General features: G+C 56.0%; 8 protein-coding genes and 1 other annotated feature. Of the genes, 6 read left to right on the top strand and 2 right to left on the bottom strand.

What is annotated here, in order from left to right:
- Window positions 1-75 precede the first annotated feature (75 nt).
- From CL52_RS16430 to CL52_RS16460, 6 genes are all read left to right on the top strand, one after another.
- Entirely contained in the window at window positions 76-1,194 is a 1,119-nt protein-coding gene (locus CL52_RS16430; protein WP_082041997.1) for a tyrosine-type recombinase/integrase, read from the top strand.
- Between the two features lie 4 nt (window positions 1,195-1,198).
- Window positions 1,199-2,421 (top strand): IS3 family transposase gene (locus tag CL52_RS20865; RefSeq protein ID WP_139048015.1). Its coding sequence is split into 2 segments (ribosomal slippage): window positions 1,199-1,484 and window positions 1,484-2,421, totalling 1,224 coding nucleotides; the frame shifts between segments, so codons are not numbered across the junction.
- Window positions 1,477-1,593, top strand: a sequence feature (AL1L pseudoknot). (Overlaps the previous gene by 117 nt.)
- A gap of 282 nt (window positions 2,422-2,703) precedes the next feature.
- Complete coding sequence (locus CL52_RS16450; protein WP_043221861.1) at window positions 2,704-4,782, top strand: hypothetical protein; 2,079 nt, start codon at window positions 2,704-2,706, stop codon at window positions 4,780-4,782.
- Between the two features lie 426 nt (window positions 4,783-5,208).
- Complete coding sequence (locus CL52_RS16455; protein WP_224110277.1) at window positions 5,209-6,495, top strand: Fic family protein; 1,287 nt, start codon at window positions 5,209-5,211, stop codon at window positions 6,493-6,495.
- A gap of 61 nt (window positions 6,496-6,556) precedes the next feature.
- Window positions 6,557-7,360 (top strand): inositol monophosphatase family protein, encoded by an 804-nt coding sequence (locus CL52_RS20870; RefSeq protein ID WP_041476671.1) that lies wholly within the window; start codon window positions 6,557-6,559, stop codon window positions 7,358-7,360.
- Window positions 7,357-7,596 carry an AbrB/MazE/SpoVT family DNA-binding domain-containing protein gene (locus tag CL52_RS16460; protein ID WP_041110823.1) on the top strand — a complete coding sequence of 80 codons (240 nt, stop codon included), beginning with the start codon at window positions 7,357-7,359 and terminating at the stop codon, window positions 7,594-7,596. Before CL52_RS20870 ends, CL52_RS16460 begins: the two co-directional genes overlap by 4 nt.
- Window positions 7,597-8,420: 824 nt before the next feature.
- Here CL52_RS16460 and CL52_RS16470 read toward each other — a convergent pair.
- On the bottom strand, window positions 8,421-10,685 hold the full coding sequence (locus tag CL52_RS16470) for a DUF262 domain-containing protein (protein ID WP_041107639.1): 2,265 nt from the start codon (window positions 10,683-10,685) through the stop codon (window positions 8,421-8,423).
- Entirely contained in the window at window positions 10,682-12,493 is a 1,812-nt protein-coding gene (locus tag CL52_RS16475; RefSeq protein WP_063613252.1) for a DUF262 domain-containing protein, read from the bottom strand. The genes CL52_RS16470 and CL52_RS16475 overlap by 4 nt, the downstream gene beginning before the upstream one ends.
- Window positions 12,494-12,897 lie beyond the last annotated feature (404 nt).

Here is a 12,897-nt window from a genome sequence, read left to right on the forward strand (position 1 = left end):
GGAAAATTCGATAGAGAGTATTGACTGTATATATAGCCAGCATTATGTTTAGACCTCACCCATTGTGAGGCTAACATGAATGTAAATCGTACCCCCAATCTATCCATCCCTTTCTTCAATGGCCTTTTCATAAGTGCCGCTCCTGGCCATGAAAAGTCTCTTGAGCTAGCCATTCCGCACTTGTCACTGGTCGTGAATGCGCTCAACCGTTATCACTACTCTCCCCTTTTGAGTGAATACCTAGATACCGTGCTCTCTCGCTTTTTGCGCTCGAACGACTACAGCGCCAAGAACGAGTACATGCTCCGAGCACGCATGGAGAAGATCAAACGCGTTCTCACTGCAGAAAATCCAGAGCGGCGAGTTTGTGAACTCAGCAGTGCGGATATTCAGACTCTTAAGGACCAGCTTCCTGCTCTCCTGAAGCAGAACAGCACATCGCAGAGCCAAGGGGGCAACCTGCAAGGCTATTTCCAGCTCTTCAACAGAATGATCAACGAAGCTGTCAACGATCAGTTGCTTGCTGAGCCTGTGAAAGTACATGGCTGCCAGACTAAATCTCAGGTAGAGACGAAAGCGCTTCTGGACTCCAACCTCGTTGGTCTCTTCGATAGCTGGCCTTATCAGGCATACGAACCTGGGACACCGATAGCCCATGTACGCCACGATGCCCACAGCTATTGTTTCTGGTTGATGCCACTCGGTATCTTCACGGGAGCCAGGCTCAACGAGCTTTGCCAGCTACGTGTTCACGACGTGTTCCACGATGTTCACGGCGTGCCGCTGATTAGCATTAACGACAACGGCTTCAACAAGTCTCTGAAAAATTCGTCATCGAGGCGCGAGATTCCTGTCTGCTCGAAGCTGATCGAAATGGGTTTCCTAGACTTCGTGATGGAGCGGCGCCAGGCAGAAGGCCCGGATGCCCTGCTTTTTTCAGAACTGCGCTTTGACGAAAAGCATCTGTACTCACGTGCCGCGAGCCGTTTCTTCTGCGGGCCTGTGACAGGAGCGGGCTTCATCGGACAGCATTGCCCAGTAGCCCTCAACGGTGGCTTCAACTTTAAAAGCTTCCGTCGCACTTTCGCGACACGGCTTCAGAAGTCGGGTGTACCCGAAACCACCATCGCACATCTGCTGGGGCACACTGAATCGCCCCGGGTTTCGTGGAGGCCTCAACTCTTGAGAAGATGAGGCCATGAGAAAGACTACGACCTACTCCCCTGAAGTCCGTGAACGTGCCGTGCGCATGGTTCTGGAGCATTTGAACGACTACGCCTCCGAGTGGGCCGCCATTGAAGCCATCGCGCCGAAGATTGGCTGTGCAGCGCAAACGTTGCATGGCTGGATTCGCCGTCATCAGACCGACGCAGGTCAGCGTCCAGGCCCGACCACCGAAGAGCGTGAACGCATCAAGGCGTTGGAGCGGGAGAACCGGGAATTGCGTAAGGCCAATGAAATTCTGCGTCTGGCCAGTGCGTATTTTGCCCAGGCGGAGCTCGACCGCCGCACCAAGTCCTGAGGGCTTTTGTCGATCAGTACCGTGACCGTCTCGGGGTCGAGTCGATCTGCCGTGTCTTGCAGATCGCCCCGTCCGGTTACCGCAGACATGCGGCCCAACTGCGTAATCCGGCACTGCGTTGTTGCCGTGCTCAGCGCGATGAGGCGTTGAGCTTGGAGATCCAGCGCGTGTGGGACACCAACATGCAGTGCTATGGCGCGGTGAAGATTTGGAAGCAGCTCCGGCGAGAAGGTATCGAGGCAGCCAGATGCACGGTGGAACGGTTGATGCGTCGAGCTGGATTGCAGGGCATAAGGCGCGGTCAGGTCGTGCGGACAACGGTGGTCGGCGACAAGTCGCTCTGTCCGCTGGATCGTGTCCAGCGCCAATTTCATGCCGACCGCCCCAACCAGCTGTGGGTGTCGGATTTCACCTATGTCTCGACTTGGCAGGGCTGGCTGTATGTGGCGTTCGTGGTGGACGTTTTTGCGCGGCGCATCGTCGGCTGGCGAGTCAGTACCAGCATGAAGACCGACTTCGTGCTCGATGCCCTGGAGCAAGCGCTGTACGCCCGACAGCCACATCGTATGGGTGGCCTGATTCACCATAGCGACCGTGGCAGTCAGTACGTCTCAATCCGCTACACCGAGCGACTGGCAGAGGCCGGTATAGAGCCCTCAGTTGGGAGCAAGGGCGACAGCTACGACAACGCCTTGGCCGAGACTATCAACGGGCTGTACAAGGCTGAACTGATTTACCGTCAGTCATGGAAGAGTCGTGAAGCTGTTGAGATGGCGACCTTGAAATGGGTGCACTGGTACAACCACCAGCGGCTGTTGAGCTCAATCGGGTATATCCCGCCTGCGGAGGCTGAGGCAAACTTCCACCAGCAACAAACAGGTCAGGCCATAGCGGCCTGACTTAAACGAAACAGCCTCCACGAAACCCGGGGCGATTCAGGACATGTATGAGCTGTGTGGAGCACTGAACCTGACCCCACGCTTCCTCTATGTCAACACGCAACCCAACCACAACGATCTAAATGCCGAGCGCGAGTTTAATTTCGGGGAGTCAATCCACTTCCTAAACGCTTTCAAGACGATCACTAGCTACGTCCCTACCAAGGACAAGAATCGCATCTTTAAAGTCGATGACCGCTTGATGATCAACCCTACTCTGGAACAGCTGCTAAGGAGCGCGGAATGAACCTTTTCAACGTCCTGGAACCAGGAGCAGCCGCCAAGGCCCGCACCAACATGCTGAAGCTACCTGGCGACCTGGAGACCATCATTGATCGCTTGTCGGCCCGCACCGAAGGGGTTGGGCATATTCAGGCGGCCGTGGTTGAGGTAACCCGTAACTCTGACGAGAGGACCGAGAGGTACTACCAGCGCGTTGATGCGACCATCAAAGACTTCATCCGCAAGAAGCTTGGCCTTTCTGCCCTAACCAAAGTGCACTACAGCAAATTCAACGCGAGAAAGGGGGTTTTCGGTTTCCTATATCTGAGCGCCCTGCCCCCAGAGCCTGGTCAGGTTCGCGAGGTCATCGCTGAGCATTCGCTGAATTCTCTCTACGCGATTCAGGCCCTGCTGGACCTGAAACTCAAACTTTCGTTCCTCTTGGACGTGGACAAGCACTATGAAATTGCCCCGGTCGAATTCAATGCTGACCTGTACATTGGACTGATGCTGAGCCGCACATCCAAGGACGGAAAATTTGTCTTCGATGCACTGGCGTACGACCTGTTCTTCTCCAAAGAACAGGAGCTCGCCATTAAGCTCAATCGAGTGGTCATGGAATGCTCCACCACACAGGACGCCATCAGCCGATCGATCACAGACAGCGGCGAGCTCATGTTCGACTGGGCCGGGAAGCGATTCGAGCGCACCCGCCGGCTCAGCGCGACAACGAACAGTGATCGCAACTACATGGCCTTCGCCACGAACAATGAAAATGCCAAGGCCTGCGATCGCTATGAAAACAGCATCAACTACCATCAAACCGACTGTATCAATCGAATCGAGCGCTTACTGAATCTGTCAGGGGTTGAGTTTATCCCTGTCGTGTACGAAGCCACTCACCAGGTCAAAGCCTTCCTGGAAGGACTTCCGACCATGTCCAACCCACTTTGGCTGCTCGACACTGTCACGAGCTATTCAAGTGATGAGGCCCGACTTGGCTTCATCAGCGAGCTCGTCGACAGGTTTGGAGCATCAAAAGTGCTGGCCGCCGACTCCCTTCCAGACCCCACGCAACTGAATGTGGGCACAACGAACTATCTGGTTCTTAGTGAGAAGGTCAAAACCGTTGGGGGAAGCAAGAACGGATCCAGCATCTTTGAAACCTCCATCGACGAGTCCTTCAACTCCTTCTGGCAGGCTCTTGCTGCCATGCAACGCAATCCCACAGCACAGTTCGACTACTACACGTCGGTGAAACTACATCGCTTCGCCCAGTCTATCGGTAGCATCTGCCAGGGGTTCAACGTAGTCGCCAGCAAGCTTCCATCTGAGGCGGCAGTCGAAAAGTCCCTGCAGGAGCTGGCCCTGAAAGAGGCAATCCATAAGGACAAAGCCGTAACCATCAGCGAAGCAACGCTGCCCACAATGTCCCTAGAGCTGATGAGTTGCCGGAGAGACTGGAAGGAGAACGTCTATATCCAGGTTCTGGATGTATCCGTTGCCGGCGAGACAATCAAAATTGAGCAATCGCGCCGATACGACGAGGCCTCCAAGGGGGAATTCAACTACGAATTCAAGAAGCTCAGTACCACTCTCGGTAAAGGCGATGCGAAGCCCTTCGATGTCATTTGGGATGGGGCGTTCCTGATCCGCGACAAAGAAACTAACGCCTGGCTAAACGCATACAGAACCGACCGGATACCCTCGATCATCGGGAACACCCTGTTCGACAACCAAGAGCGTCAGGACAACGGCATACCACCGTCACGAGAGGTTGGCATCCAAGTATCTGCCCTCCCGTACTACCTCACGCCAACCAGGCAGAAACAGCGCCATAGCATCTTCATCCAGGAAAACGGTACTGAAGGGGCCTGGTTCTTTGTTGCGTCTAACAAAGCAGCCAACAACACCATCCCGAAGCAGAGCCTCGTCTACAACGTAGTAATCACGAACGATTCCGGAGCGAAGGTTCCCGTCTTGAGCCACCCGCTGGGTGAGATGTTCTTCTCTACGTTCACCTTCGACATAGTGAAGCTCCGGGAATCGGCCAAGACCTCGATCCTTCAAAAAATCGTTGAGCTCTGTCTGCACAACTGAACAGAGCGGGGCTCCACATTGGCGCCGTACGCAAGGGACACTCCCCCCAGCAGAGATGTTTCGCACCAGATCAAGACGAGGATCGCATTTCGCCTCAAGCGTGCGCACCGCGAGTTCGACGTGTGCATACTCGAAAGTGTCCGTGCTAACGGGGCCTCGACAAAGGTGCATCGGTCATGGACGTACCAATATCCAGGGCCCCAGCACATCTGAACTACTACCCCTCGCTCAGCCCCCTCGGCCCTCGCTATGGCGCAGATCGCCTAGAACTGCGCCAAATTCGCCACTCCAATTGGCGCAGTTCAGAAAACTGCGCCATAATTGCGCCAACAGCATTCAAACGGCGCCACCTAAGCTATGCCCTCCTCCACAGACATACTCAACAGTATCCAGGCATCTGGGAACGGTCTGACGCTGACTGAGCTATTGGCCAAACACCCCGACATTGCTCGGAGAACAGCGCAGCGACTGATTGCAAAGCTGATAGCAAGCGGTCAGATCTCAGCGCAGGGTGAAGGTAGAGCACGGCGCTATTTCGGAACTGCTATCCAAGCAGAAACCAGCACCCTGGACACTGATAGCTTTCCGTCCTTTATCCCGCTGTCGGCAGACAGCCGAGACATCCTCGCTTACATCAACCAACCACCTGAAGCGCGCAAGCCCGTAGGCTACCAGCGCGACTTTCTTGACACCTACCAGCCGAACGCAACGAGCTACCTGCCAGAATCACTGCGGCGCCAACTGCACAGAATGGGCAAAACCACAGATGCCTTGGAGCCTGCAGGCACGTACAGCCGCGCAGTCCTGAATCGCCTGCTGATTGATTTATCGTGGGCATCAAGTCACCTGGAGGGGAACACCTACTCGCGACTCGATACGCGACAGCTGATTGAGCATGGAAAGGCCGCACAAGGTAAAGCAGCCATCGAAACACAGATGATCTTGAACCATAAAACGGCAATCGAGCTGTTGGTCGAGAACATTGAAAGTGCAGAGTTCAACCGCTACACATTGATGAACCTGCACAGCGCCTTGGCCGAGAACCTGCTCCCAAATCCTGCAGATGAAGGCCGCATCCGGCAGCATGCCGTCGACATTGGGAAAAGCACCTATCGCCCTCTCTCAACACCACAACAGATTGAGGACACCTTGGAGGTTCTGCTTAGCAAGGCCAATCAGATTACTGATCCGTTCGAGCAGTCGTTCTTCATGATGGTGCACCTGCCCTACCTGCAGCCCTTTGCCGACATCAACAAGCGCACCTCCAGACTGGCAGCGAACCTGCCACTGTTTCGCGCCAACCTATGTCCGCTGACATTTCTGGATGTACCCGAACAGGCCTACAGCCGCGCCATGTTGGGCGTATACGAAATGACCCGGGTAGAGCTGCTGCGCGACCTGTACCTCTGGGCCTATGAACGCTCAACGCAGGAGTACCTGGCAATCAAGCAAGACCTTGCTGAACCAGACCCACTTAGACTGACCTGGCGGGACTTCATCAAATCGACCATTCGAGAGGTCGTCACTCATCCTGAGCTTGATCCACTGACCTGCATTCAACACGCAGTAGCTGAGCATGTTTCAGACACTGAGCAGCCAGAAGTACAAGCCCTGATCGTTGAAGAGCTCCGACGACTGCACGAAGGGGTGCTGGCGCGTTACGGATTACGGCCATCCGAGTTCACCCTCTGGAAATCGCGCCATGGGAATTGATGATCTCACACCCAACCATTCACGCCCTCAGACAGAAAGCGAACACTCAATATTAAGCCCTATGGATTACGAAAGCCTTCTTGCACAGGTCGTCCAACTAGTCGAAGACGCTGGCCTGCTGCTCATTACTGAATGGCAGCGCCCAGAAGGACCTCGCGGCTCAGGCGATAAAGCAGATGTCGATGTTGAAATTGAATCACTGCTAAAGCCGCGGTTACTGCAGCTGCTCGACTGTGATTTCTGGGGTGAGGAAACAGGCCATAGGCTCACAGGAGCCAGGTATTGCTGGGTTGTTGACCCCAATGATGGGACTGCAGACTTCCTGAAAGGCCACAAAGGCTCTGCAATATCTGTCGGCTTGCTTGAGGATGCCCAACCGGTGCTTGGCGTGGTCTATGCACCTGTTTTGCTGGATGGTGATTCCGACTGCGTCGCATGGGCAAAAGGGGCACCGTGTGTGCTTCGCAATGGGAGCCCCATTAAAGCGACACTCACCCAAAAAGAATGGAATCAAGACAGCAGAGTTATGGTCAGCACTGCGGCAACGAACAAGCCCGAAATCAATTCTGAATTGTGCTCACCAGGTTGCTTTGTGGCGATGCCCAGCATCGCCTATCGGTTGGCACGAGTCGCAGCAGGTGATGGGGATGCAGGCGTATCGCTTGTGCCGGTTTCAGCACACGATGTGGCTGCAGGTCATGCGCTGCTAATTGGCGCAGGGGGCGTGCTGATTGACCAGGATGGGAACAGCATCACTTATGTCACTGAAGCCGACATGCAGACAGTATCTCGGAGATGCTTTGGCGGTACGCGAGAAGCCTGCCAGTCACTGGCAAGCCGAAATTGGAGCAAGGTATTTACATGAAAACGCTAAAAGTCGTGATCGAGGATTGGGATGGTGATGGCGCCATTCGCATTCCCGATGAGGTCCTCCAAGAGCTCGGTGTAGATGTTGGTGACTCCCTTTATCTAGTCGAGGAATACGTTGGCTCAACGCGGTGCCTAGTGCTGAGCAAAACTGAACGCACTCCAGGCCGCGTTGATGAACTGGTCGGACACTGGGATACCTTCGGAAAAGTGCAGAATGTTACGGATGATTGAGCAGGCAACCAGGCAGAACTGGCTGCCCTGCCTGTCGCATGACGTCATGAGCAAAGCGTTTAGAGGACTGATCGGGGCAACCACCTGAACCAAAACGCCTTGATCAATCCAGTCAGTTCAACTCCCCAGAAAGGATTTGAACGCAAAAAACCCTCCCTGTACCGCGCTAAGCCTTTGAAGTGAAAATCGATTTGGATGCGCTCTTGACGGAAGGCTCAAGGTTCCTATACTGCTCAACGACTGAGTGAAATCCTACAAATCAGTTTTCCGAGGCCAAGCGCCTGAAACGCTGATTTGAGCTGGGCATTTGTGTCTTTGGATTCAAATCCCCCCGGCTCCACCAAATACGAAGCCCCGAGACTCGAAAGAGCCTCGGGGCTTTTTCTTTGCCGGATCGAAAGCCGGCCGAAGCACTCAGGTCGTCTCTCACCAAAAGCCTATCGGCGCAAGGTGTTCCCCTTCTTGCCCGGCTCCCTCCCGCACAGGCGCCCAATGGATGTAAATCTGCCTCTTTCGGGAAGGCCATATGGCTTGAGGGTGAAAATAAATCTATCCCCTTTTTCCGCAGAGAGCAGGTTCGCATGGAATCGTGCGCCGCCTGCTGGCTCTCAACCTAGAGCGCAGCAAGCCGACCGCCGAGTGGGTTGCGGCTCCGGCAGGAGCTGTGATCGGCATGACCTGCTCGCAGCTCCTGGTGGCTGGTGGCGAGGCATCATCCAACGGTACGCAAGGTTGGTACGCAGCCGGTACGCACGGAAAAGCGCTGCGCACCGAACCGGTGCGCAATTAGATAGCCTAGCTGCTCCATGCAGCCAAGCATCACGCTAGAGCCCGATCCCATTCAACGCGCGGATCAGTTCTGCACCCTTCACGATCCGGTCTACGGTGTCTCGCTGGTTTTCCTGCGGCACCCGGAAAATGTAGTCGGCGCCAATGTCGAACACCGCGCACATATCGGCCAGGCGGCTCAGCTGATCAGGATCGCTTGGTACTTCCGCCAATTGCCAACCTTCATCGACACTTTCGAGGGTAATGATGCCGTTTGATCGCTCCAGCCGGCGCCGTTCGGTCTCATAGCCGTAGAACCAGAGGTTCGCAGTCGCCAAGCCACTCATACTCGCCAGCTCGAACAGGTAAGGATCACGGTAATAGCTGCGCATCACGGTCTTGTCCAACATGCAGATGCTGTATCCGCGTTGACTTACAGCGTAGCGACCGGAGGTTCCTCTGCGCATCGACGGGTACTTGACGAGGTAATAACGCCAATCCAGCGATTGGTTGCGCTCGCATTCTTCGATGAACGTCCTCTGGATCGTTTTTAAGACGCCCAAATCGCCGCCGTTCTGCGCAACGTGGTCCAGCAACCGGGTCAGCGGTTCTGTCAACTCCGCATCACTTCTACCCATGAACAGCTCTCGCCATACACTCTCGCTGTTGGGCGAGCCGAGCTCGAAGAGCCTGTAGCCGCCATGGCGATTGAGCTTGCGAGAGTAATCGCCAAGAGCCAGCAGCGCGCCCGTCAGTTCTGGCCAGCAATGACGATCATTGAACAACCGAAGGAAGGCATTTGCCCGTTGGGTGAATAGCGAGGGATCGCCGGATGGGTCCAGGTCGAACACGGCCAGGGAGCCTCGCAGCAGGCGATTGTCTTCCAGCCGATGGACGGTCTCCCGCAGCGCAGGGTGAGCGGCCAGGAGCGTGGCTTTAGCCCTCTCGTTCGCTACTTGCTTCTGGTTGAAGGTCGACACGTCTTCCAAGGTCGCCTCGACCACGATTCGCTGCATGTCGTTCAGCAATGCGGCCATGTTCTGGATGCGCATCTCACCGCCACCGGAAGACTCAATCAGGTTGCGCACGATACGCAACTGTCGAGGGAAGTCAGCGGTGCCATGGATGCGATGCAACAGCACGGCATACAACAACAGACTGTGGGCCTGGCTCCACTCGAATTCACCATAGTGCCGGCAGCAGCCGCCGAACAGGTCGGTACCTTGGTTCGCCTGGGAGCGCAGCGGGTTGAAAATGAGCAGCGCCGATGAGTCTTCACGCGGTTCCGTGCATAGCAATGCGGAGAACTCGGCATGGATATCAAGGTCTTGCCAGACATCGAAGGCTTTGAACAGGAACTCCAGATGCTCGGCACCGTGCGCATTGCTGGTATCGAACAGGCTTTGCGCCAGGGTGTCGAGATTTGCCTTGCTGTCCGAACGACCGCCCTCGCGCCAGGTGCACAGGTCAAAGACAAAGCGGAAATAGCGCATGAACTGGTCGTCGATCAGGTGATCAGCGTCCTTATAGGCCCAGAGGGTATCCGCCCAGGCTGTATCTATCTTCAGTGAGAAATCTGCGACCCGGTGCGGACAGGTGCCTTTAAGCAACGCCTCCAAATGAGCCTTGAAGTTTTCGAACGGCGTCAGGGGTTTACCGCGGGAGTTCATCTTGATGTAGAGATCGTCGGTAAGCTGATTGGTCACGGCCGGCAGCAGGTGAAAGCTGATCGCCGGATCAATCGGGTCGACCAGACGTTTCCAGGCCGCCTCGAGCGACTCGCAGCTGGCGCTGGCAAAGCGCTGCTCCAGCGCTTGCAGCATGACCAGCATGGCGCTGATGCTCGAATCATGGTGCCAGCCATGGAAGTACCAGGCCTGGTCGACGATCCACTCCCGCAGCCTGGTTTCCCCGGCAGGCGGTTGATAAGTTGCCAGCGCATCGCAGAACTGCCGGGCACTGGCCCGCGTGGAATAGCTGAAGTTTCGCCAAGCTTGCCCTTCGAGCGCCGCGCCGGCCCGCCAACTCAAGTACCAATGCAGTAGGAACAGCGTGGTCAGGCGTTGCTGGCCATCCAAGGGGTAGAGGGTGTGATCGACCACGTCTCCATAGATGAAGTCCAGGCTGATCGGATCCCCGCCTGGCATGACCGCATCGTACAGGGCATCGACGAAGTCCCTGCGGATCCGCTCCACGGATTCGCCTTGGCGACCCTGCGCGTAGTCGCGTTGGATCAAGGGAATCTCGATTCGATCGATTCGATGAGTATCGTTCTGGCTCTTGCCGAAGAGCGAGGCGTAGGACGTGAGAGTCTGGTTCATGCCGTGTGCTCTTCTGTGCGGAGATAGGGCTGGACTGTTGAGATTATTGCGTCGAGATAGTGGCTGCGGTCCTGAGGACTCCAGAAATGGTTCTGGTGCGCGTCCGCCGCGGTGTAGTACTTCAGGAAGACGTTGCGTGTGCAAACCGGGATGTACCCACCCTTGCGGTCTACTGCCAGTAGGCTTTGCCGCTTGACCTCGAACACCGAGTTGCTCAGGAGGCTGTTGTCGGCCTTGGAAAGCAACGCGAGGTTGCTGACGGAGTGCACATTATGGGCGGCTGTCAGGCTCTGCTCGCCGTGTGCGTTGAAAGCCTTGACGACGCGGGTGGCAAGGTCTTGGAAAATGGCGCCGAAGTTCCTCGCGGTTTCCATCTGCGCCAGCGCGGCCTGGATGTCCTGGATCAACTGCGCTTGATCCATAACAGTTTCTGGAGCCAGGGCAGACAGCGCGGACAGGTGCTGGCACAGCCAGGTGTGCCACTGCTCAGCCTTGGTTAGGTTCTCAGCATTCTGCGCATGGATGTGCTCCAGTGACCACGCAGTATCGGTATGCAAGTGGAAGGGGAAGCGCTGGTTGGAATGAGGGGCGAGACGCATGCTCTCGACATTCATCAACAGCAGTAGGCGCCGTAGTTTCTCGTAGTCGCTCTGATTGTCGTAGCTAAGCGTTTCCACATCCGAGGCTCGAAGTGCCAATGATGCCCTTATGCGTTGATCCAGATGATGCTCGAACCGGCTCTTGCTCTGGTCCCGGGCCAGCCGGGCCAGTTCGCCGAAAGCCGTACCCGTGAGCACCAGATAGCCCACCTTGTGGTAGAGGCTGCGGTTGTTAAACCAGCCAAGCATCAGGTCATGCAGGTTGAGAACCTGCATCCAGAATCCCATGGGCTTTGTTTCGATCTGCTGCCTGAGTGACTCGAAGGTGTAGTAGCGCGGCGGCTTGCGCCCTGGCCACGGGGCGCCGGGGGTCAAGGTATCGAGTAGGAGGCTGATTCTAGTGGGGTAACGATCGTCAGCAGTGCCCGACACATCGCTTGAGATGAAGCCCCACAGTTCGGGCGCATGGAGATCGCGTTCGATGATGTCCCACTGACTGGCCACCTCGGCGGCTCGGTGGGCATGTTCGCCTTTGATCTGTGACAGCAGGAGGGCCTTGACCAGCTCGGCATCGGTCAAGGGTATCCTGCCCACGTTCAGGCGAGTGAACAGGGCTGTGGCATCCATGTCGTCGGGGGCTTGATACCAGATCACCCGGACGCTTTCGAACAGCGCTGCGTAGAATCGGTTAGCGGCGTATTGAAGTCGATTTCCATGAGCTTCAAACCAATCGCCGATGCATTCGTAGGCTTTGTACAAGTGGTAGTAGTCGATGTTGCTGTCCTGATCTGCCTGATCCTCACTGCCGAGCCCCTTAAGGAAGTCTGAGCTACCCGGACGTGTCTCATAATGCAGCTCATAAGGAAGGTTGACTCTGTTCAGCCCTGTATTGTGCATGTAGAGCAGGATCAGGTAGAGCGTGGTCAGGCGCTGCTGCCCGTCCACCAGCTCCCAATGGCAGGATTGTGCCGTTAGGCCTTGCTGGCGCAGTTTCACGACAACCGGCTGCAAGTTGTACGGCTGTTTCGGAGTGTTATCCAGGGCGTGCCAGATGTCTTCCAGAAGCCGTTTTACGTCTGTGACATCCCAGCGGTAGCCCCGTTGGTAGCCAGGTATGAAGAACAAGCCGGTGATATCGCCTACGTACTTGTGAGCCAGGGTTGCCGAAGGTGTATCGGCCCTGTGTGCGTCCAAGCAGGGTACGTCCATGTTCTATGGTCTCACTGTGAGTACGAGCTGACCGAAGGGAGCCGGCGTTCGCACGGTGGCAGGTTAGTGCGTGAATGATGCTACAGGGGGATGGCTTGCAGCCACTGCCTTTGCTTCATCACTGCGCAACGCTGATCCACTGCGCTGCCCCCCTGGCCGCTCACCATTAGTGCTTGCATCTGTCCGTGTGACTGGTCGAAAGCAGCCGAAATACCCCCCCAGTAGCGGGGATTCTGTATCCCTTTGTGTATCCCTGATGCAGGTTTTTTATGGATGCCTTGATTTGTGCAGCCTTGGCTGTCTTGTTCAAACGACCCCGGCAACAAAGCCCCGAGAACTGCATGATTCTCGGGGCTTTTCTTTGCGGAGTCGAAGCTTAGCGAGGGCGCTCAGCTAGTTGCTAG

The organism is Stutzerimonas balearica DSM 6083 (assembly GCF_000818015.1).
Classification (GTDB): Bacteria; Pseudomonadota; Gammaproteobacteria; order Pseudomonadales; family Pseudomonadaceae; genus Stutzerimonas; species Stutzerimonas balearica.

Excerpts from the sequence above, each read along its gene's own strand:
- CL52_RS16430 (WP_082041997.1), top strand. The coding sequence starts at position 76 with ATGAATGTAAATCGTACCCCCAATCTATCCATCCCTTTCTTCAATGGC.
- CL52_RS16450 (WP_043221861.1), top strand. The coding sequence starts at position 2,704 with ATGAACCTTTTCAACGTCCTGGAACCAGGAGCAGCCGCCAAGGCCCGC.
- CL52_RS16470 (WP_041107639.1), bottom strand. The coding sequence starts at position 10,685 with ATGAACCAGACTCTCACGTCCTACGCCTCGCTCTTCGGCAAGAGCCAG.
- CL52_RS20870 (WP_041476671.1), top strand. The coding sequence starts at position 6,557 with ATGGATTACGAAAGCCTTCTTGCACAGGTCGTCCAACTAGTCGAAGAC.
- CL52_RS16475 (WP_063613252.1), bottom strand. The coding sequence starts at position 12,493 with ATGGACGTACCCTGCTTGGACGCACACAGGGCCGATACACCTTCGGCA.
- CL52_RS16460 (WP_041110823.1), top strand. The coding sequence starts at position 7,357 with ATGAAAACGCTAAAAGTCGTGATCGAGGATTGGGATGGTGATGGCGCC.